Below are 21,425 nucleotides of genomic sequence, written 5' to 3'. Positions count from 1 at the left end.
ATATATTTCCCCTCTTGCCATTTTAAAAATTTTCAGTTAATGTTAAAGTAAGTGAATGTGAATTTCAAATACAAGGAGCAGAAGCATGAACTATCAGGAGGCTTTGGACTATCTGGCTCAACAGACAAAATTTGGCATCAATCTGGGGCTGGAGCGCATTCAGGAACTTTTACGCCGTTTGGGTAATCCCCAGGATGGCCTGAAGGTAGTCCATATCGGTGGTACCAATGGGAAGGGTTCAACGGCAGCCATGATAGCCTCGGTATTGCGGGCCGCAGGTTACAGAACCGGCTTATTTACCAGTCCCCACCTGCATAGCTATACGGAGCGCTATCGTATTAATGGCCAGGCTATTGCTGAAGAAGAGGTAGCCCGGCTGATTACCGGGCTACGACCTGTGCTGGAGCAAATGGTGGCAGATGGGATGGAAGCACCCACGGAGTTTGAAGTCAGCACTGCGCTGGCCTTCCTCTGGTTTGCCCGGCAGCAGGTGGACTGGCTGGTACTGGAAGTAGGCCTGGGAGGAGAAATCGACTCCACCAATGTGGTTAGGCCGGAAGTAGTGGTCATCACCAATGTGGGCATGGATCACATGGATTATCTGGGGCCCACCATTGCCGATATAGCCCGGGCCAAGGCGGGCATCATCAAGCCCGGGTGCCCGGTAGTGACAGGGGCCAGCGGTACGGCTCTGGAGATCATCCAGACCAGGGCCCGGGAGTTATCAGCTCCTCTCTGGTCTCTGGGACAGGAAATCCAGGTCAGGGACATTGACCTGAGTGCTACCGGCACAGCCTGTCGGGTACAGACACCCCGGGGAGAATATTTCATCCAGGTACCTTTACTGGGCGCCCATCAGGCTGCTAATGCTGCCCTGGCGGTAGCGGCCCTCTTGCACCTGCGGGAGCGGGGGGCAGAATGGCGGGGGGAACATTTGCGCTCGGGCCTGGCGGAAACCCGCTGGCCGGGCCGCCTGGAAATCATCAGCCAGCAACCGCTGGTGATTCTGGACGGAGCCCACAACCTGGCCGGGGCTCAGGCGCTGGCGGAAGCCTTGCCGCTGGTTACTGCCGGGCGGAGGCTTAATCTGGTTCTGGGGATGCTGGCTGACAAGGAAAGGGAAAAAGTGCTGGCTTTACTGGTACCCTGTATCCAGCATCTCATCATCACCCGGCCCAATAGCTACCGGGCCGGGGACTGGCAGGCACTGGCTGCTGTGGCCAGACAGTATCTGCCGGACAAGCGAGTGGAATTATATGAACAGGTGGAAAAGGCGATAGAGCGAGGGTTGGCCATCACTGATGCACAACAGGCTTTACTAATCACTGGTTCTCTGTATATGATAGCTGATGCTCGCTCCTATTTGTTAAAAAAATTGTCAAAGGGGGGCGCCGGGGTTGAAAGTATTTAAGATACCAGAGGCTACTATTATTCGTTTGTCGGTTTATTCTCGTTTTCTGGAACAGGCGGACAAAAAGGGGATTGTCACCATTTCTTCCGGGGAGATAGCAGAAGGGGTAGGAGTGAGCCCGGCCCAGGTCCGGAAAGACCTGGCCTATTTCGGGGAATTTGGTACCAGGGGTGTAGGCTATAATGTCAAGGATCTCCTGCATCATACCCTGAAAATCCTGGGTTTGTCCCGGGAATGGCCAGTAGTGGTAGTAGGGGCAGGTAATCTGGGTACGGCTCTGGTCAGTTACAGGGGTTTTCGGGAACGGGGCTTTAAAATTGTCGGTATCTTCGATAATGACCCTAACAAAATCGGTAAAACCATTGGCGACATGGTGGTGCAGTCCATGGAGGAATTGCCAGAGACAATCGCTAAGAAAAATGCTGCCATTGGTGTTATTGCTGTTCCGGCCACCATCGCCCAGGATGTGGCTGACTTGCTGGTAAAAGCAGGGATTAAGGCGATTATGAATTTCGCCCCGAAAGCGCTGATGGTTCCGGATGCAGTGGAAATTCGCAATATTGATCTGGCCGTTACCCTGGAGATTCTGACCTTCAATCTCTGTATGCGGGAAAATGGCTTGTTATAGAAACCGGCTTCAGCCGGTTTTTTTTTCTGTGAGAGCGGTCACATACTAATGACAGCCACAGCGGTATAATGAACTTAGTAACCGGATAGGAGTGAAAGCCCATGCAAGAGCGGCAGGATTTCTACCGTAACCTGAGTGAGGAATATGATCTGATGGTGGACTGGCCTTCCCGGCTGTCCCGGGAATTGCCTTTTCTTACTGGCGTTTTACAAAAACAGGCTGGCAAAAAGGTCATCGATGCTGCCTGTGGCACAGGTAACCATGGTCTGGCCCTGGCGGAACTGGGCTGGGAGGTTACTGGTACTGATGCCAGTCCGGAAATGGTGGCCATTGCCAGTACCAGGGCTGAACGCTGGCCCAACCTGAAGTTTTATCAGCTGCGCCTTGGTGAGCTGGCACGCCAGTTCGGGGAAGAGAAGTTTGATGCTCTTTTATGCCTGGGAAACAGCCTGCCGCATGTGCTGGAGCGCCTTCAGCTGGAACAGACTATCGGGGATTTCGCTCTGGTATTAAAATCTGGAGGAGTAGCGGTGGTCCAGCTGCTTAACTACCAGCGGATATTCAGTGAGGCTGAGCGCTTTCTGGCTCCAGTTAGCCGCAAAACCCAGGAGGGAGAGAGGCTTTTTTTGCGCTTCTATGATTTCCTGCCGGAAAACTACCTGGATTTTAATTTGGTGGTCTTAAGGCAACAGGGGGGGACCTGGCAGCAACAGGTAGAGACTACCCGCCTGCGGGGCTGGTTGGCCCGGGAACTGCTACCGGTTTTTCGTTCACAGGGTTTTACCCGGATTGAGCTGTATGGAGATTATCAGGGCAAACCATATCAGGAGCTGAAAGCAAAAGACTTGATTATTGTAGCTTACAAGGTAGATGGAGAGGAGATGACAAAATGAACTGGACTAAAGAAGCAGAAGCAGCCCTGGAGAAAGTGCCCTTTTTCGTACGCCCCATGGCCCGAAAGGCGGTCGAGGAATATTGCAAGAAACATGGTATTGGTACTATTACCGAAGCAGAAGTTAAGGCGGCCCGGGAAAAGTTCCTGGCGGGAGTGGATGAAGAGCCCAAACCCGGGGAGCCGAAACCGACTAAAGTTGCGATCGTACGCTGTGATATTGTTTCCGAAACCTGTCCCGGTGTAGGTTGCATGAATGCCTGGAATAAGCGGAAAGTGCATTTTGAGCAATATGGGCCTGAGGCCGAATTGATTGGCGTCTTTACCTGTGGCGGTTGTTCCGGCCGCCGGGTTTATCGTCTGGTCAAGAAACTCAAGGATTATGGCCTGGATGTGGTTCACCTCAGTTCCTGTATGCTGATGGATGGCGATTATCCCAAATGCCCTTTCAAGCAGATTATCAAGGAAGGCATTCTGGGCCAGGGCGTCAGGGTTGTGGAAGGTACCCATCACTGAGTAATAAGGAAATTATTAGACCAGTAAGCAGGAAAAAGCCTAAATTTGTCGAATGCCTGTCTATGTATACAAAATACATAAACAGGGCGGAGGCGTGATTATGCAGTACAGAACAGAGAAAGATTTTTTAGGAGAAATGGCAATCCCGGCTGAAGCTTACTATGGAGTGCAAACAGCCCGGGCTCTGGAGAACTTCCCTATTACCGGCTATCGGCCTCACCGGGAACTGATCGTGGCTCTGGCTGCGGTAAAAGAGGCAGCCGCCAGAGCCAATGCCGAAATCGGTGCCCTGCCTGGCAGGGTAGCAGATGCCATCTGCCAGGCCTGCAGGGAAATCAGGGCCGGGCAGTGGCAGGAATGGTTTGTGGTGGATGTGATTCAGGGTGGAGCCGGTACATCTCTGAATATGAATGCCAATGAAGTTATTGCCAACCGGGCCATTGAAATCCTGGGCGGTAACAAGGGGCAGTATAGTCTGGTTCACCCCAATATCCATGTCAACATGGCCCAGAGCACCAATGATGTGGTGCCTACGGCCTTCCGCATTGCGGCCTACCGGCTGGCCCAGGGGACACTGGAGGCCCTGGATCAATTGATAGAAGCCATCGCAGCTAAAGCCCGGGAGTTTGACCATGTGCTGAAAATGGGTCGTACCCATTTACAGGATGCGGTGCCCATCCGGCTGGGTCAGGAGTTTGGGGCCTGGGCCCGTATGTTGCGCCGGGACCAAATCCGGATCGAACGGGCCCTGGAGAACCTGCTGGAAGTGAATCTGGGAGCGACTGCAGTGGGCACCGGGCTAAATGCTGACCCGGAGTACATTCGGCGCTCAGTGGAGATCCTGGCTGAAATCACTGGCCTGCCCTTGCGCAATGCCGAAGACCTGGTGGATGCTACCCAGAACACCGATGCTTATGTAGAGCTATCCGGGGACTTAAAGACTCTGGCCGGCAATCTTTCCAAGATTGCCAATGACCTGCGGCTGATGGCATCTGGTCCGCGGGCCGGCCTGGGAGAAATCAATCTTCCTCCCCGACAACCCGGTTCGTCTATCATGCCGGGCAAAGTCAATCCGGTTATGGCCGAAGTAATTAACCAGATTGCTTTTCAGGTCAATGGCAATGATGTCACCATTGCCCGGGCGGCGGAGGCGGGTCAGCTGGAACTGAATGTAATGATACCAGTGCTGATTTTCAATCTTCTGCAAAGCCTGGATATTCTCCGCAATGGCATGCAGGTGTTCCGGGACAAGTGTATAGCAGGCATTACCGCCAATGAAGAGCGCTGCCGGCAGCTGGTGGAAAACAGTGTGGGCATTATTACTGCTATCAATCCTCACCTGGGCTATGAGGTAGCCAGCCGTCTGGCCCGGGAGGCCATTAACAGCGGACGGCCGGTCAGGGAGCTGATTTTAGAACAGGGATTGCTGACGGAGGCAGAACTGGAAGCAATTCTGAATCCCTATGAGATGACCAGGCCCGGGATTCCGGCCAAACACCTGCTGGGATAAAAAGTGAGAAAGGCAAGGGGCTGTCCCTTGCTCTTTTTTTTACTTAATGATAAACTTTTGTTCAGAGGAGGCGGGATCAAGTGGGATACAAGGGAAATGGCCCGGGCAGCCCCTGGCTGCTGTTTTTATTGATAATCGTCGGGTCCCTGCTGGGCACCGCTTTAGGTGCCATTCTGGGGGAATATCTCTCTTTCCTGAATATCAGTCAATCCATCGGTTTTCCCACCACTACCCTGGATTTATCATTTGCTAGAATCACCCTGGGCCTGCAATTGCGCATTTCCATCGCTACCCTGTTAGGAGCCCTTCTGGCCTATATGGCTTATCGCAAGCTGTAGGAGGGATACAGTGAAACTGGTTCTGGCATCAGCTTCACCCAGAAGACAGCAGCTGCTAAAGCTATTGGGCCTGGATTTTCAGGTCCTTACTGCCGATATTGATGAAACCCTGGATTCCGCTCAGCCTCTGGCCAGTGCCATTCAGGACCTGGCCAGGAGAAAGGCGCGGGCGGTGCAAGAGCAATTGCCCGAGCGGCCTGCTGATCTGTACATACTGGCGGCAGATACAGTGGTAGTTTTAGAGGGACAGATTCTGGGCAAACCCGCAAATGCCAGGGAGGCCGAGGCCATGTTGCAGTTCCTGTCCGGCCGCCCTCACCAGGTTATGACCGGTGTGGTGCTGTTACGGGCTGATGGCGAGAGCTGTTATAGTGATTATGCCGTTACCGAGGTTACCTTTCGCCCTTTGACTGCTAACGAAATCAGGGCCTATGTGGCCACTGGCGAGCCGCTGGACAAGGCCGGTGCTTATGGTATCCAGGGTCTGGGCAGCTTACTGGTGGATAGAATCAATGGTTGCTATTACAATGTAGTCGGCTTGCCGCTGGTCAAAACCATGCAGTTATTGCGGCAGGCAGGCTGGCGGATTTTGAGCTGAGCGGGCACCGCCCGGGTTGCCGGGACAAAAACAAAAGAGGTGACCGCCATGAAAAATCTTTCCATGCGTCATTTACCCCCGGAGCAAAGGCCGCGGGAGCGTTTGCTCCAGCAAGGTCCGCGGGTCCTCAGTGATGCGGAACTGCTGGCTATTCTCTTGCGCACCGGAGTTGAAGGGGAGTCGGCCTTGCAGCTGGCCCACCGGCTGCTGGCTGAGGCCGGAGGGATAAAAAATCTGGCCAAAAAAACGGTGGAGGACATTCTGCATTTACCTGGTATTGGCCCGGCCAAAGGGGCGCTGATTTGCGCTGCTTTTGAGCTGGGACGCCGGGTAGCTACTGCTCCCTCCAGCCGTTTACCTGTAATCAGCGGACCTGAGGATGCCGCTGATCTGGTTATGGCTGAGATGGCAGCCCTGGAAAAGGAACATTTTCGGGTGATCCTGCTGGATGTGAGAAACCGGGTGCTGGGGATTGATGAATTGTCCATTGGTGGCATGACCAGGGCCCTGGCAGACCCGCGAGCCTTGTTCAAACAGGCTTTGCGCAAAAATGCCGTGGCCTTAATCCTGGTCCATAATCACCCCAGTGGTGACCCCCGGCCCAGTACAGAGGACATCCATTTAACCAGGCAATTGATGCAGGCGGGACGGCTTCTGGACATAGTCATATTAGATCATATCATCATCGGGGATAATAAATACTGTAGCCTGAAAGAAGAAGGGTTGCTAGGCAGTTAGAAAGGAGACGGAAAAATGGTATTCGGCTTATTTTCCAGAGATATGGGTATAGATTTGGGGACTGCCAACTCACTGGTGCATGTGCGCGGCAAAGGGATTGTGCTGCGGGAACCTTCGGTGGTAGCCATCCAGAAGGAGACAGGCAAAGTTCTGGCTGTGGGCTTAGAGGCCAAGCAGATGATTGGCCGGACGCCGGGGAATATTGTTGCTATTCGCCCCATGAAAGACGGAGTCATTGCCGATTATGACATTACCCGGGAGATGCTGCGCCATTTTATGAACAAGGCGCTGAAGCGCAAAGCCAGCCTGGTGCGCCCCCGGGTTGTGGTCAGTATCCCTTCCGGGGTGACACCGGTGGAGAGAAGGGCGGTCAAAGAAGCGGCTCTGCAGGCCGGGGCCAGGGAGGCCTACCTGATTGAAGAACCCATGGCAGCGGCCATTGGGGCCGGTTTGCCGGTGGAAGAACCTACCGGCAATATGGTGGTGGATATCGGGGGTGGGACAACTGATGTGGCGGTGATCTCCTTAGGAGGGATTGTCACCAGCCGCTCCATCCGCATTGGCGGTGATGAGATGGATGAGGCTATCATGGCTCACATCAAACGCACCTATAATCTGGCTATTGGTGAACGCACAGCGGAAGAAATCAAGATCAATATCGGCAATTGCTATCCCACAGGCAAGACGGAGACCTATGAAGTGCGAGGCCGGGACCTGGTTACCGGTTTGCCCAAAAATGTCCTGGTTACTTCTGAAGAAATAGCCCGGGCCCTGGCGGAGCCGGTAACAGCTATCCTGGAAGCTATTAAATTTACCCTGGAAAAAACTCCCCCCGAACTGGCAGCGGATATCATGGACCGGGGTATTATGATGGCAGGTGGCGGGGCGCTGCTCAAAGGGCTGGATCGGCTGGTCAGCGAACAGACCGGCATGCCGGTGCATATTGCCGAAGAGCCCCTGGCTGCTATTGCCATGGGTACAGGTAAGTGTCTGGAAAATCTGGATACCTGGCGCCGGGTGCTGGATCGTGGCTAAAGCTGGGCAAGGCAGGTGAATGGTTTGAGGCAGAATAGACGCAGGGGATGGGGATTCCTGGCCCTGTTGCTTGTGCTGGCATTGTTGTTCCTGAATAAATGGACGGCAACCGATCGAACCCAGTTGACGGCATTAGAACGCTGGTGGCGCGATGCGGTGGCTCCTTTGCAAGCAGGCATTGCCTCCCTGACCAGGGGGGCTGTCTCTGTTGGTGAGCGGTTTACCGATTGGGAACTGCTGGTAGAGGAAAATCGCCGTTTGAAACAGGAAAATGCGGAATTGAAGAAAAAGGTACTGGAACTGAGAGAAATGGAGTATCAAAATGTTCGTTTGCGGGAAGCTCTGGGTTTTGCCCGGCAGCAGGGAAAAAGCCTGGACCTGCTGGCTGCCAATATCATTGCCCGCGAACCCAATCGCTGGTTCAGCTGGGCCATGCTCAACCGGGGCAGTGCAGATGGTATCAAGCCGGGCATGGCCGTAGTCAGCACCTATGGCCTGGTAGGCAGAATCACTGAGGTTACCGAACATACCGCTACCGTTACGCTGCTGCTGGACCGGCGCAGCGCTATCGGAGCCCTGATTCAGGGCAACCGGGTGCCTGGTGTGGTAGAAGGTGCAGGGGAACGCTCTGACTGGCTGCGCATGATTTACCTGCCCAAAGATGCCCCTGTTTTCCCCCGCCAGGAAGTTATTACTTCCGGCCTGGGCAGTGATTTGCCCCCCGGGCTGCCTATTGGTACCATTACCGAGGTAAAACCTGCCGGGGATGGGCTTTTCAAGTATGCCCTGATCAAGCCCCATGCTGATTTTTTGCGTCTGGAAGAGGTCTTTGTGGTAAGGGGGCGGCGCTGATGGCGTTGGCAGGCTGGTTAGTGCTGCTCTTGTCCTTGCTGGCCGGATTGCTGGCGGAAAAATCCCTCTGGCCTTTTCTGGGTTTTTATGGAAGCGGGCCTGATTTTGTCCTGATTTTGACGGTTTTTGTTGCCTTATACCATGGCCGCCGGCGGGGGGCCTGGTTTGGCCTGCTGGCCGGGTTATTACAGGATATGCTTTTTGGCTATTTTATCGGTCTGTCGGCTCTGGCCAAGTGGCTGACTGCCTATTTTGTTGGTGAGCTGGATCAAATAATTTACAAAGAGATTTCCTTTATTCCGGCTACTTTTGTTTTTTTTGGTGCCCTTTTCAATGACCTGATTCTGTTAATCGGTGTTTCCCCTTTTTATCCGGCGGATGCCTGGGGAACAGGTACACTCATTGATAGTTTATTAAGGGCCAGCTATACGGCCTTTTTTGCCTGGCTTTTTTATCGGCCCTTTGCCCGTTCAGCCCGTACGGGCTGGTTAAAGCCCAGAGAGTATTGATGATGGAGGAACGGTGCCATGACCATGAAAGGGATTGAGAAACGGATGGGGGTCATGCAGGCCATAGCCGGGATCATTTTTGTGGTTTTGCTTTCCCGGCTGGCCTACATGCAATTGATCGAGCAGGAAAAATACACCTTGATGGCCCAGTCCAACCGTATCCAGCTGGCCACTGTCACGGCGGCCAGAGGGGAAATCATGGACCGTAATGGCAAAGTTCTGGCCAGAAGCCGGCCTTCTTTTAATATTTCTGTTGCCCTGGTGGATTTGAAAAAAGAGGACCAGGAAGAGGTTTTTCGCCGGCTGGCTTCATTGTTGGGCAGGAAAGCAGAAGATATCGAAAATCTGGTCAAGCAACAACCGAAAAAATATGTTCCGGTCCCGATTGCAGAAGATGTGCCCCTTGAAGTAGTCACCAAAATTGAAGAAAGGCGCATGGAGTTGCCGGGAGTAATTGTGGAGGTCAAACCCCAGCGGGAATATGTTTACGGGGATTTCCTTTCCCATGTCCTGGGCTATGTACGCCAGCCCAGTCAGGAATTTTTGCAAAAAATGATTGAACAGTATCCGGAAGAAGACTATAAATTAAATGATAAACTGGGTATTACCGGTATTGAACGCTGGTTTGAAACGGAATTACATGGCAAGGATGGCGCCCGCCAGGTGGAAGTGGATGCCCGTATGCGGCCCGTCCGCGATCTGGGCGTAGTGGAGCCGGTGCCAGGGAATAACCTTATCCTCACCATTGACAGCCAGTTGCAGAAGGTAGCGGAAGAATCCCTGATCCGCACCATGGCCCAGGTGCAGCGGGAATTCCCTGATGCCAAAGGCGGGGCGGTAGTGGTGCTGAATGTTCGCACCGGGGAAGTGCTGGCTATGGCCAGCAAACCTTCCTTTGACCCCAATCGCTTTAACCGGCCGATTTCCAAAGAGGAATGGGAAACAACCTTTTCCGACAAACTGCCTTTTCCGCCTTTGCTTAACCGGGCCATTTCCCCTTTTGCTCCTGGTTCTACCTTTAAAATGGTGACTGCAGCTGCAGCCCTGGAAACCGGCAGCATTGGTCCCGGCTTTTCTGTTTATGACCCCGGCTATTACCAGCTGGGCAATCGCAAATTCAAATGCTGGCAAATTTCCGGCCATGGCCGGGTGGATTTGAAAAAGGCCATCCAGGTTTCCTGCAATACCTTCTTTTTTACGGCGGGGCTGGCGGCGGGCAATGACCAGATCGCCCGCTATGCCAAAGAATTCGGACTGGGAGAAAAAACAGGCATTACTCTGCCGGGGGAATCCAGCGGGACTGTACCTACTGAGGAATGGAAAAAGGCTCTGAATACTCGCTTGCTGAAATGGCGTTATGATGCTCTCTATGCCGAACTGGAGGAAAAGTACAAAAACAAACTGGCTCAGGCTAAAACCGAGGAAGAAAAGGACAAAATCCTGAAACAGAAGGAAAAGGATAAAAAGCGGCTGGATCGCTCTTACCAGGCAGAGTTGGAGTACAATACCGCCTGGCATGCCTATGATACTCTGAATATGGCTATCGGGCAGGGGTCGAACCAGTATACTCCCCTGCAGCTGGCCAATTATGTAGCAGCCATTGCCAATGGCGGTTATCTCTATCGTCCGCAGCTGGTCAAAAAAATAGTTGACCATTCCGGCCGCACTCTCAAGGAATTTAAACCGGAACTGATTCGCAAAGTCAATGTCTCGGATAAAACCCTTTCCCTGTTGCGCCAGGGCATGCTGGCTGTAACCCAGCCTGGCGGTACGGCAGCTGGCCGCTTCGCCGGTTTCCCGGTGAAGGTAGCTGGTAAGACCGGAACCGCCCAGGTTTTCGGCAAGGACAACCATGGCCTCTTTGTTGGCTTTGCCCCTTACGACAAGCCGGAAATCGCTGTTGCCGCTATAATTGAACATGGCGGCCATGGCGGTACTTCTGCCGGGGTGGTGGCCCGGGATGTACTGGCAGCCTATTTCAAGGTCCCGCAGGAAATGTTGAAAAAAGGCGGAACCAGTGCGGAAGAGTAAGAAATTTTTTTGGCTTCCACTGGCAGGAATTATTAGCTATTTGGAGAATTTAAGTTATGTCCAGGAGGGAACATCTTGGGGAAGGACGGTTCACATGCGGGAATTCAATTTCCGGAACAACAGGCTTGATTCCAATATTAATCTGGGTTCGGAAGCCAGCAGGCCGACAATGTTGATTCATCGCACCTTGCGTTCCGGTCAGAAAATCAATTATGATGGCAATGTGGTGGTAATCGGCGATGTCAACCCGGGAGCAGAAATCATCGCTACTGGTGATATAGCGGTTATGGGCACCCTGCGGGGAGTGGTCCATGCCGGGTCCCGGGGGGATCAATCGGCAGTGGTTACTGCCTTTCGACTGATGCCTACCCAGTTGCGCATTGCTGATCAGATTACCCGTGCTCCTGATGAAAACTATCCGGAACCGACAGTCCCGGAAATGGCCTATATCAGGGATGGGCGGGTTGTGATTGAACAGTACCAGCCAAATCGGGAATTCAAACGCTAAAATACCAATGAGGAGGAACAGGGATGGGCGAAGTAATAGTCATCACCTCCGGTAAGGGCGGAGTAGGGAAAACTACGACAACGGCCAATATCGGTACCGGACTGGCAGCTGTTGGCAAAAAGGTGGTACTGGTGGATACCGATATCGGTTTGCGTAACCTGGATGTTGTGATGGGCCTGGAAAACCGCATCGTTTATGATATTGTCGATGTGGTAACAGGCCAATGCAAGTTAAAGCAGGCCCTGATCAAGGACAAGCGCTTCGAGAACCTCTATCTGTTGCCTGCCGCTCAAACCAAGGATAAGACCGCTGTTAATGAACAGCAGATGCGGGCCCTGACCGCAGAACTGAAAGAGGAATTCGATTATGTTATTATCGACTGCCCGGCTGGAATTGAACAAGGCTTCAAGAACGCTATTGCCGGAGCTGAGAAAGCGATTGTAGTCACAAACCCTGAAGTTTCGGCAGTCCGGGATGCAGATCGCATTATTGGCATGCTGGAAGCTCATAATTTGCGGGAACCGGAATTGATTATTAACCGGATGCGGCCCAAAATGGTCAAGGCCGGGGACATGATTTCCATCGAAGATATGCTGGATATCCTGGCCATTAAGCTGCTGGGCGTGGTGCCTGATGATGAAAGCATCATTGTTTCCACCAACCGGGGCGAACCGGCCGTAACTGATCCCAATTCCAGGGCCGGACAGGCCTATCGCAATATCGTCAGGCGGATTCTGGGTGAAGATGTGCCATTGATGAATCTGGAAGAAAATGAAGGCTTGATGAGCAGACTGAAGAAATTAATCGGGATGAAATAGGCCAGGCGGAGAGGGGGAAAGAGAGTGTTTGACTTTATCAATAAACTGTTTGGAAGGGAAACCGCTGCCAGCAAGGATGTTGCCAAGCAGCGCCTGCAACTGGTGCTGGTACATGACCGGGCCAGCATTTCCCCTCAGATGCTGGAAGCCCTCAAAACCGACCTGATTCAGGTGATCACCAAGTATGTGGATATCGATGAACAGGCCCTGGAAGTGGCTTTTGAAAACACTCCGGACAACACAGTGGCTCTGGTGGCCAATATTCCGGTCAAGAGAATGAAACGGGGAGCTGTAGTGGGCGCTGAATAAGCGCTCTTTCTCTTTTTTTTGGCTAAAAAAAATGATAAACTGGGATTCAGGGAATAAATATACAGGATAGTAGTGAAGCTGGAGGTAAAAAACTTTGGATAGACGGTTGTGGAAAAATGTCGATTTTGTGCTGCTGGCAGTAGTTTATGCTATTATCATTTATGGCCTGGTTATCATTTCCAGCGCCACCCATATCACCCAGGGCGGGGGTAATAACCCCTATCTGTATGTGGAAAGACAGGCGATCTGGGCGATTATCAGTACAGTAGCCCTGCTGGTGATGATGACCATTCATTATGAGGATTTGCTGCGGATGAGCAAGTACCTTTATGGTCTTAACCTGCTTCTCCTTTTACTGGTGGAGATAGCCGGGAAAGTGGGAGGCGGGGCCCAGTCCTGGCTAGGGTTTGGTTCAGTGGCCGTTCAGCCTTCTGAATTTGCCAAAATCTTTATTATTATAACTCTGTCCAATTTGCTGGCGCGCAAACAGGGGCAGCTCAACAGCTTCCGGGACCTGTTGCCGGTGGCTATCCATGTCGGGATTCCCATGTTGCTGATCCTGGCCCAGCCTGACCTGGGAACAGCCCTGGTGTTTATTGCCATTACCCTGGGCATGTTGTATGCAGCCGGCACCAGACCGCTGCTGCTGGTTATTATCATCATCACCGGTCTGACTCTGGCTATCGGGGGAGTGTGGGCCCATCTGCAGGGTTATATCCACCTGCCGCTGAAAGACTACCAGCTCAAGCGTTTGATTATATTCATCAATCCTGACCTGGATCCGGTGGGAGCTGGTTACCATGTACGGCAGAGCCAGATCGCTATTGGCTCCGGCGGTTTATGGGGCAAGGGGCTTTATCAGGGCACCCAGAACCAGCTCAATTTTCTGCCGGAACAGCACACCGATTTCATTTTTTCTGTGGTGGGGGAAGAACTGGGCTTTGTCGGGGCAGCAGGGTTGTTGATCCTTCTCTTTTTACTGGTATTCCGGGGCCTGCGCATTGCTGCCCAGGCCCGGGATATTTACGGAGTGACCATGGCAGCCGGTGTCGTATCCATGTACCTCTTTCATATTCTGGAAAATGTGGGCATGACTATTTCCATCATGCCCATCACCGGTATACCGCTGCCCTTTTTCAGCTATGGGGGCAGCAATCTCCTGGCCAATATGCTGGGTATAGGAATTTTGCAGAGTATTTATATGCGCCGGCAGAAAATCCTGTTTTAGGTCTGGAGGAAGGGGTTACGCCATTCCATTAACAGGCCGTAATTGCCTGATTCATCATCTTCCAGATAGTCGGGGACCAGGGCCAGGGGAGTACGGCCACATTTAAGGAGAAAAGTGATGACCGGGTCGGCAATTTTTCCTGCCAGCACCTGGTCGATATACTCCCGGGCACTAAGCTGGTCCTGGTAGTGATGATAACCAGGCAGGCGGCCACCTCCCACCAGCCTCTCTACCCCAAGGTGAACCACGGTGGCATACATGGCTTCCATCAGGGCCCGGCCAATTCCCGCTTTGCGCCAGCCGGGGCGGACACTGATATCCACTACATACAGGGCGTTACCCTGGGGATGAAAGGCGCCTTTGATATAGCCCTGGTCAGTAGCAGTGGCCCAGTTTTCCGGCTGGTCGGGATCAAACATGGTGCGAACGGCGGTCATGGACCCTACCAGCTGGCCATCGATTTCCGCACAGAGGGCGCCTGCGGGAAAGATAGTGACATGATTGGTCAATTGCTCTTCATTCCACCACAGTTCCGAGGGAAAAGGGGGCGGGAAACACTCCCGCTGGATGTCGATCAGCTGGGGAATATCAGCCAGGGTGTAATTGCGAATCACGAGCGGGCGAAAGCCCTGGTCAGTAGGGACCAGACGGGTTAGTTTCATGCTACCTGCCTCCTTAGTTTTAAAGTAAAGGGGAAAGAACGGTGAAAATCGCAGCAGTACAGTGGTTGATGCAGCCATTAACCTGGGCTGAGTTTGAGAAAAAGTATAGTCAGACGATAGCTTTTGCTGCCCAGAGCGGGGCCCGGCTGGTGGTGTTTCCGGAATATGTAACCGGGGGCTTACTGGCCCGGCATAACCTGAAACAGGAACGGGACATGCCCTTTCACTGGGCAGAATACAGCCAACCCTTTCGCCAGCTGGTGCAAACCCTGGCCGAGGCTTATCAGATTGCGATCATTTCCGGCAGCCAGATAGAACGCCAGGGACAGGCCTTTTATAATGTCTGCCATTTGGCTGTACCCGGTAAAGGGCTATTGACCCAGGCCAAACTGCACCTGACTCCCTGGGAGCAGGAATACTGGCAATTGACTGCGGGAGAGGAGCTGGTACTGGCCAGCCTGCCAGACGCCACCGTGGGAGTGATGATTTGTTATGACAGTGAGTTTCCCACAGTTGCAGCAGCGCTGGCTGAGGCCGGGGCCGACTTGCTCTGTTGCCCCTACTGTACGGAAGATGAGGCCGGTTTCTGGCGCGTGCGCTACTGTCTGCAGGCCAGGGCAGTGGAATTGCAGCTAGGGGTGGTGGCCAGCCCTACCATTGGTTTTTTACCGGAAGTGCCGGGTTTGGAACAGCATCATGGCCGGGCGGCTCTGCTTACCCCCTGTGATCTCGGTTTTCCACCCCGGGGCATCCAGGCTGAAGGTCAGCCTGGCCTGGAACAGATCCTGATCGCGGAACTGCCTCTAGCTCAAATTCGGGCCAGTCGCCAGCAGGGCAGTGTCAGGCCCTGGGATGTGCGGCGCCAGGATTTAATGCAGCTACCAGTAAGGAAATTATAACATGATACCTGGGCTTTTGCCTATTTTTTAAAAGGGTGACACGCAAGAAAACCAAAAGGGATACACTGGATTAGCCGAAGATTTTGAGAGGAGGCTTATCCTATGTATCCTGCAATGGGTTGTCATGAATACCATGAACTGGCAACAAAAATTTATGAAGCCATAAAAATGGAACACACCGATGGCATGTACTATGACCAGCTGGCAGAAAAAGCTCCTACCGATGAGGCCAGACAGATTATTAAAAACATGGCCAGGGATGAGCACTGTCACGCTCACACTCTGGAAATGGTTTACAAAGAACTGACGGGAATGAATCCACCCCCTGAACCCCAGCCGCCCCAGGTAGGGGAATATACGGAAGCCCTGCGGCAGCGCCTGAAAGCGGAAACGGACGCAGTGGAATTTTATCGGGAACTGTATCTCGCAACTCATAACTATTATTTGCGGGATATTTTCTTCCGGATTATGAATGATGAAATTGAACATGCCCTGCGCCTCATTTATCTGCTGACCTTCTAACCGGTCCGATTGGACTATTTTTGGACTATTCTCAATCTGGCAAAAGGATTTTTCCCCCTGGGCAGGAATTACTGCCTGAGGGGGGTTTTTTATGACTACTAAGAAACGCATATTACTATTGACAGCTGCTGGTATTCTGATTATACAGGGGACTATTCTTGCCCTCATCAATATTCTCTGGGGTGAAGGGGAAAGCAAGCAGCGGGAAAGCCAGCTGCTGGGCCTGGTACGGGCCATTGATGCTGAGGTTAATACGGAAGCGGATTTACGGGAAACAGTCCGTTATAACCAGCTGTTCCGTTCCCTGCAGGAGCTGAATCCGGAACTGAGGGAGATCCAGCTCCTGGCACCCATTCACGGAAAATATTTTGTGGTGGCGGCGACGGACCGCACTCAGATCGGCCGGCCGGTATCAACTTTGGAACTTATGGATTTGAAATCTGGCAGCAGCACCTGGAGACAGCAGGAGCTGATTGCCCCTCTGCATGTGGGGCATTTTCCCATTGCTGCTCTCAAAATCCAGCTGGATGCCAGCCAGGCAAGTAAAAACCGCCGGGAACGCCTCCTGGTTCTAGCTGTTCTGGGATTAGTTTCCTCTCTGATGGTGCTGGCCTTGATTGCCTGGTTTTTAAAGCGGCTGGAGGAAAAAAACCGACTGACAGCACAGCTGGCCTCCTTAAGCCAGCAGCTCTTGACCTATAGTCAGCTAAATCAGCAGCTGGCCGGCCTGCTGGCGGATTTTGCGGCCCTGGCCGGTTGCTCCGGGCTGGCGGTAGCTGGTAAAATGGAAGATGATAACTGGAACTGGCTGGTGCTGCCTGAACAGGATAGCTGGCAGAGCTGGGACAGCCTCTGGCCTCAGGTCTGGCGGGCAGCGGAAACCAATCAGGTCCGGCAGTGGCCGGCTGAGGAAGCAACATATGAACTGTTTCCCCTGTTCAGCCGGGGTAAAGTACAGGGGGTGCTGGTGGCCCGCTGGCAGCAGATGCCGGGACGGGAAAGTTCCTATGTGATCCAGGCCCTGTCAGGAAACCTGGCCCTGTTGCTGGATAACCTGCGCCTGCGGCAGGATGAGGAAGCAAATGCCCTGGCCGGGGAAAGATTGCGAATAGCCAGGGAGATGCACGATGGCATTGCGCAGGGACTGGCTTATATCAAAATCAGGTTGAATCAGCTGGGACGATGCCTGCCTCTAGAGGGGCACCAGGAGGCGGCGGCAGAGATTGCGGAACTGGTAGGGGTAGTAGAAGACCTCTGGCAGGAAGTGCGCAGTTTTATCTGGAGCTTAAAAGCAACTAATGCAACCCAGGGACTTTTGACCTTTCTCCGTTCCTATGGGCAGGAATTTGGCCGCCGCCACGGCCTGCAAGTGGAGCTCCATCATTCCGGCCAGGAACCCCGGCTGCCGGCGAAAGCCTATCAACAGGTGGTACGGATTGTGCAGGAAGCCCTGCATAACGTGGCCAAACATGCCCGGGCCAGCCGGGTGGATATCAGCCTGGGCTGTGCGGAACAGCGCTGGTGGTTGATGCTGGCTGATAATGGCCAGGGCTTTGACCTGGAGCAGACCGGAGCCAACTCCTACGGGCTTTCCATTATGGCAGAGCGGGCAGCAGAAGCCGGACTGGAATTTACCATTGAAAGTGAACCAGGACAGGGGACTGTAATACGCCTGGCCGGGAGGTGGGAACATGAGTAATACCCTTTTTCTGCAACTGGCCCTGCTTTCCCTGGCCATTGTACTATTAAACAGCCTGGTTTTTCTTGGATTTGCTTTGTTCGGGAAAGATAGAAAACAGATCTTCGGTCTGGCCATGCTGATTCTGTCCCTCTTGCCCCTGGGGGCTATTGGCTGGCAGCTGTACCAGGGATTGGAGCTGAAAGCCATGGTCCGGCCCCGGACTCCTTCCTTCAAGGATGGCAGAGAGGTGCTGGAACACTTTTGCCTGAACTGCCATCGCTGGCAGGGTCAGGGGGGAGAGATAGCTCCCGATCTTTCCCAGCTTTTGCGGGATTACACACCGCAGCGGCTCAAGCAACTGTTGAAAAGGCCAGCGAACCAGCTGATGGTGAGTGTACCCCTGGGGGAAGAAGAGACCCAGAGGCTGATGGAGTACTTCCTGGAGCAAGGGCTGCTGCAGGGCAAAGATAGGACGGCTGAGATGGAAAACCAGCAAATACCTGCTATTTTTCGCGATAAGCAATGTTTACTCTGCCATCGTTTGGACGGGACAGGAGGGGAAATTGGCCCTGATTTGCGAGAAGCCTATCAGCGCAATGGTGCTGCCGGGCTGAAAGCCAAACTTTCCGGGAGCGGGCAGTCCCAGGGAATGATGCCTGTCATCCCGCTAACGGAAAAGGAAATGGCAGTAATGATCAAGTACCTGGAGGCGAAACAGTGATCGGTAAACGGATTATTAAAACAGCAATAGCTGCAGCGCTGACGATGGTTATAGCCCGAATTTTTCATCTGGATTATCCTTTTTATGCGGTAATCGCTGTTATTGTCGTCATGCAATCAACTCTGGGCAGTTCCCTGGATGCGGGCATCAACCGCCTGCTGGGAACAGTGGTAGGTGCCATTACGGGGGCGCTGGCTGCCATCAGCCTGGGCAGCACTCCCTGGGCCCTGGGCCTGGGGCTGCTGGTGACCATTTATCTCTGTAATCTCCTGGGGCTGGTGGAATCCATCAGCATAGCCGGGATAGTTCTAACAGCAGTAGTGCTGGAACAGGCTACCCACCCCTGGGTTTTTGCCTGGGGAAGATTTCTCGATACTATGATGGGCATTTTTGTAGCCTGGCTGGTCAATGCCCTGTTATGGCCACCACGCCTGGAGAAAGTGGTACGCACCCGGTTGAGTGAAGTATTACTGGAGATGGCAGAACTTGTGCAGCAGCTGGCAACTACTACAGGGCAAGGAGAAGAAGCCGGGTGGAAACAATGGCGCCAGCTGGGGGAGAAAATCAGCAGCACCTGGCGTTTCTGGCAGGAAAACCGGCGGGAAATGGAACAAAAACTGCTGGGAGATGACCACTGGCAGCTCTGGTTTGATACCGTGGAAAGCATCTATCATAATTTGCTCATTTTGCAACGGATTGGCCTGTGGCCGGAAGGGCAAGTTATTCTCAGGGCAGTCGGAGAAGAACTCAGGCAGGCTGCCAGGGCCATTGCCGTAAACCAGCGCCCCGGTCTCAAGTCAATAGATCTTCGCTATTTGGCGGAACAAGCGGCACAGGCTGATGGGACTACAACGACCCTGGGCTGGCAGACTTTACTGCAAATTGCCCGTGACCTGCAAAAATTGTAATAAAACAGGACTGGCCCCCATATTCATTATTGTGAAATGAAGATGGGGGTGCTTGTTTATGCGCTATAAACGCAATGAACAGGGCTGGCAGGAAGAAATAGAGGAAAGGGAAAAGTTCTACTGGGCCCGCCCGGAGGAACGCTATTACCGGCAACCGCCAGGGCGCAGAAGCTCTGGTATTTTCACCTGGAGCGGCGGTTTTGGTCCGCAGCGTCCCTGGTACCAGCGTTTGCTGGCCAACAGGCTTTTAATTCAATCGATACTGGCCCTCCTGATTTTTGCTGTAGCCATCGGAGTTAATGACCGGCAGGATCCCCTCAGTCAGAGTGCTAGTGCAGCTATCAGGTATCTGCTTAACACTGATACTGAACTGGAACCAGTACTGGGGCGCATCGTCAAGGTGGTGCTAAGCGGTGAATTTAACGAATGGCCGGCATTAACTGCCCTAACTACCAAACCTGAGGAGACTAAACCGGCCGTAAGCAACCAAACCTTTGTGCTTCCCCTTTCCGGTCAGATCAGCAAAAAATTTGGCTGGGTGATGGAGCCCAACAGTGATTATCCCAGATTCCACCAGGGGATAGATATTCTGGCTCCGACAGGGACGGAAGTGAAGTCTGTTCTGGCCGGTACTGTCACTAAAACCGGCGAGGACAGGGTTTATGGCAAATATGTAATGATCAAACACGATGAGGTCTGGAGCAGTTATTATGCCCATCTGGATGAAATCAAGGTAAAAATGGGAGACAGGGTAGAGGCAGGCCAGGTCATCGGCACAGTGGGTCAAAGCGGGGTGACCGATACGCCCCATTTGCATTTTGAGCTTTCTGAGAAAGGGCAGGTAATTGACCCCCTGGAGAAACTGGGGAAAGACAACATCTAGCCGGGAGGGATACAGATGCGCTTCAGGATCAATCCCTGGTTTCTGGCCCTCCTGGCCTTCTATTTTTTTACCGGGCTGTTGTACAAGGCTTTGCTGGTTTTTTTGCTGGTAACAGGCCATGAGCTGGCCCATGCTCTCGTAGCAAGGCTGCTGGGGATTCGAGTCAGAGAGATAGAGCTGTTGCCGGTAGGTGGAGTGGCACGCCTGGAAGGCCCTCTGGAGCTTAAGCCATTTACTGATATTATAATAGCTGCTGCCGGGCCAGCCTTTAATTTTAACTTGCTGATTCTGTTCTTCGCAGGCCAAAAGCTGGGTTTACCCCAGGAGGTGGACTATGATTGGCCTGGCCTGCAATACTTCTGGCGAATTAATGTATTGTTGCTGGTATTTAATCTTTTGCCTGCTTTACCCCTGGATGGGGGGAGAATCCACCGGGCACTACTGGCCACAAAATTAGGTTTGAAACGGGCAACTGAACTGACGTTATATCTCAGCAGTGGACTGGCTTTGAGCCTTATGCTACTGGGCCTGGTTGGCCTTTATCTGGGCATAACCGGTCTGGATTTCTTTTTGGTGGCCTTTTTTCTTCTATATACAGCTCGGAAGGAAAAAGCCTCTACACCCTATTTAATCTGGAGAACGCTTCTGGAAAGACACCGAATCGAGCAAAATCTCATGCTGGCAGAAGGCCAGGTGCTGGTAGCAGGTTCGCAGTTAACGGTACTAGAACTGGTGGAAAAATTGCGGGCAGGCGGATACAATCTGGTGTGTGTAATTGATGAAGAAGACAGCTGCTGTTACTGGATAAAGGAACACGAGTTATTGGATATACTGCTAAATGGTGAGGGAGAAACACGGCTAAAAAAAATCATAAAAAGGTGTTGACAGATGAATTTAAGATGTGTTAATATAAGCAAGCGCCCGGCAGACAGCACTGCAGGGCGCGAGAAAAATAAAAACTGGTTGTTGACAAAAACGCTGCCGATGTGATATTATAACTAACGTCGCTGATACGAGATTCGAAGTTCGAGGTACGAAGTTCGAAGTTCGAACCCGGGCAGCAGTCATACTGAGGTTGGTTAGAGACGAGCAGATGACGCAGTAATGCGAAGTCGATAATCAACCGAGCTTACTGAGGTTTTTTAGAAGCGAGTATGACAAGGCGCCGGCAAGGAGAGGCCGCAGGCGTACTGGAGGTACGTCGAGGACCTCGACGCAGACGGGAACG

24 protein-coding genes are annotated in these 21,425 nt (G+C 52.8%); 23 read left to right on the top strand and 1 reads right to left on the bottom strand.

The window, feature by feature from the left end:
• Positions 1-85: 85 nt before the first annotated feature.
• The 16 genes from B5D20_RS11520 (at position 86) to rodA (ending at position 13,921) form a co-directional block, all read left to right on the top strand.
• Entirely contained in the window at positions 86-1,411 is a 1,326-nt protein-coding gene (locus B5D20_RS11520; RefSeq protein WP_078666381.1) for a bifunctional folylpolyglutamate synthase/dihydrofolate synthase, read from the top strand.
• Positions 1,398-2,039, top strand: coding sequence for a redox-sensing transcriptional repressor Rex (locus B5D20_RS11515; RefSeq protein ID WP_078666380.1), 642 nt, complete (start codon positions 1,398-1,400; stop codon positions 2,037-2,039). The genes B5D20_RS11520 and B5D20_RS11515 overlap by 14 nt, the downstream gene beginning before the upstream one ends.
• Before the next feature lie 101 nt (positions 2,040-2,140).
• Positions 2,141-2,932 carry a class I SAM-dependent methyltransferase gene (locus tag B5D20_RS11510; protein WP_078666379.1) on the top strand — a complete coding sequence of 264 codons (792 nt, stop codon included), beginning with the start codon at positions 2,141-2,143 and terminating at the stop codon, positions 2,930-2,932.
• On the top strand, positions 2,929-3,447 hold the full coding sequence (locus B5D20_RS11505; RefSeq protein WP_078666378.1) for a CGGC domain-containing protein: 519 nt from the start codon (positions 2,929-2,931) through the stop codon (positions 3,445-3,447). Before B5D20_RS11510 ends, B5D20_RS11505 begins: the two co-directional genes overlap by 4 nt.
• A gap of 100 nt (positions 3,448-3,547) precedes the next feature.
• On the top strand, positions 3,548-4,957 hold the full coding sequence (gene aspA / locus B5D20_RS11500; RefSeq protein ID WP_078666377.1) for an aspartate ammonia-lyase: 1,410 nt from the start codon (positions 3,548-3,550) through the stop codon (positions 4,955-4,957).
• An 80-nt stretch (positions 4,958-5,037) separates the two neighbouring features.
• Entirely contained in the window at positions 5,038-5,295 is a 258-nt protein-coding gene (locus tag B5D20_RS11495; protein ID WP_078666376.1) for a DUF4321 domain-containing protein, read from the top strand.
• A 10-nt stretch (positions 5,296-5,305) separates the two neighbouring features.
• Positions 5,306-5,893, top strand: coding sequence for a Maf family protein (locus B5D20_RS11490; RefSeq protein ID WP_078666375.1), 588 nt, complete (start codon positions 5,306-5,308; stop codon positions 5,891-5,893).
• A gap of 48 nt (positions 5,894-5,941) precedes the next feature.
• Positions 5,942-6,631 (top strand): RadC family protein, encoded by a 690-nt coding sequence (gene radC, locus B5D20_RS11485; RefSeq protein WP_078666374.1) that lies wholly within the window; start codon positions 5,942-5,944, stop codon positions 6,629-6,631.
• Between the two features lie 15 nt (positions 6,632-6,646).
• Entirely contained in the window at positions 6,647-7,666 is a 1,020-nt protein-coding gene (locus tag B5D20_RS11480; RefSeq protein ID WP_078666373.1) for a rod shape-determining protein, read from the top strand.
• Between the two features lie 24 nt (positions 7,667-7,690).
• Positions 7,691-8,518: a rod shape-determining protein MreC gene (gene mreC, locus B5D20_RS11475; protein ID WP_159071920.1), complete on the top strand. Its 828-nt coding sequence runs from the start codon at positions 7,691-7,693 to the stop codon at positions 8,516-8,518.
• A complete protein-coding gene (mreD, locus tag B5D20_RS11470; protein ID WP_078666371.1) occupies positions 8,518-9,027 on the top strand; it encodes a rod shape-determining protein MreD in 510 nt (169 codons plus the stop codon). The genes mreC and mreD overlap by 1 nt, the downstream gene beginning before the upstream one ends.
• Positions 9,028-9,045: 18 nt before the next feature.
• Positions 9,046-11,058 (top strand): penicillin-binding protein 2, encoded by a 2,013-nt coding sequence (mrdA, locus tag B5D20_RS11465; RefSeq protein WP_078666370.1) that lies wholly within the window; start codon positions 9,046-9,048, stop codon positions 11,056-11,058.
• A gap of 94 nt (positions 11,059-11,152) precedes the next feature.
• Complete coding sequence (minC, locus tag B5D20_RS11460) at positions 11,153-11,566, top strand: septum site-determining protein MinC (protein ID WP_078666369.1); 414 nt, start codon at positions 11,153-11,155, stop codon at positions 11,564-11,566.
• A gap of 23 nt (positions 11,567-11,589) precedes the next feature.
• Entirely contained in the window at positions 11,590-12,384 is a 795-nt protein-coding gene (minD, locus tag B5D20_RS11455) for a septum site-determining protein MinD (RefSeq protein WP_078666368.1), read from the top strand.
• Between the two features lie 24 nt (positions 12,385-12,408).
• A complete protein-coding gene (minE, locus tag B5D20_RS11450; RefSeq protein ID WP_078666367.1) occupies positions 12,409-12,693 on the top strand; it encodes a cell division topological specificity factor MinE in 285 nt (94 codons plus the stop codon).
• A gap of 94 nt (positions 12,694-12,787) precedes the next feature.
• A complete protein-coding gene (gene rodA / locus B5D20_RS11445; RefSeq protein ID WP_078666366.1) occupies positions 12,788-13,921 on the top strand; it encodes a rod shape-determining protein RodA in 1,134 nt (377 codons plus the stop codon).
• Here rodA and B5D20_RS11440 read toward each other — a convergent pair.
• The gene (locus B5D20_RS11440; protein ID WP_078666365.1) at positions 13,918-14,583 is read right to left on the bottom strand and encodes a GNAT family N-acetyltransferase; all 666 of its coding nucleotides are present in this window, start codon (positions 14,581-14,583) and stop codon (positions 13,918-13,920) included. The two genes, rodA and B5D20_RS11440, sit on opposite strands and share 4 nt — an antisense overlap.
• Before the next feature lie 41 nt (positions 14,584-14,624).
• Here B5D20_RS11440 and B5D20_RS11435 point away from each other — a divergent pair, with 41 nt between their 5' ends.
• From B5D20_RS11435 to B5D20_RS11405, 7 genes are all read left to right on the top strand, one after another.
• Positions 14,625-15,482 (top strand): nitrilase-related carbon-nitrogen hydrolase, encoded by an 858-nt coding sequence (locus tag B5D20_RS11435; RefSeq protein ID WP_078666364.1) that lies wholly within the window; start codon positions 14,625-14,627, stop codon positions 15,480-15,482.
• 102 nt (positions 15,483-15,584) lie between these two features.
• Positions 15,585-16,004 (top strand): ferritin family protein, encoded by a 420-nt coding sequence (locus B5D20_RS11430; RefSeq protein ID WP_078666363.1) that lies wholly within the window; start codon positions 15,585-15,587, stop codon positions 16,002-16,004.
• Between the two features lie 91 nt (positions 16,005-16,095).
• On the top strand, positions 16,096-17,703 hold the full coding sequence (locus B5D20_RS11425; protein WP_078666362.1) for a sensor histidine kinase: 1,608 nt from the start codon (positions 16,096-16,098) through the stop codon (positions 17,701-17,703).
• Positions 17,696-18,406, top strand: a complete 711-nt coding sequence (locus B5D20_RS11420; RefSeq protein WP_078666361.1) for a c-type cytochrome — start codon at positions 17,696-17,698, stop codon at positions 18,404-18,406. Before B5D20_RS11425 ends, B5D20_RS11420 begins: the two co-directional genes overlap by 8 nt.
• On the top strand, positions 18,403-19,314 hold the full coding sequence (locus B5D20_RS11415; protein WP_078666360.1) for an FUSC family protein: 912 nt from the start codon (positions 18,403-18,405) through the stop codon (positions 19,312-19,314). Before B5D20_RS11420 ends, B5D20_RS11415 begins: the two co-directional genes overlap by 4 nt.
• 58 nt (positions 19,315-19,372) lie before the next feature.
• Entirely contained in the window at positions 19,373-20,197 is an 825-nt protein-coding gene (locus B5D20_RS11410; RefSeq protein ID WP_078666359.1) for a M23 family metallopeptidase, read from the top strand.
• A gap of 15 nt (positions 20,198-20,212) precedes the next feature.
• Positions 20,213-21,082: a M50 family metallopeptidase gene (locus B5D20_RS11405; protein ID WP_078666358.1), complete on the top strand. Its 870-nt coding sequence runs from the start codon at positions 20,213-20,215 to the stop codon at positions 21,080-21,082.
• Positions 21,083-21,425: the final 343 nt, after the last annotated feature.

Source organism: Carboxydocella sporoproducens DSM 16521 (assembly GCF_900167165.1).
Taxonomy (GTDB): domain Bacteria; phylum Bacillota.
This window is presented reverse-complemented; position numbering and strand designations above follow the sequence as displayed.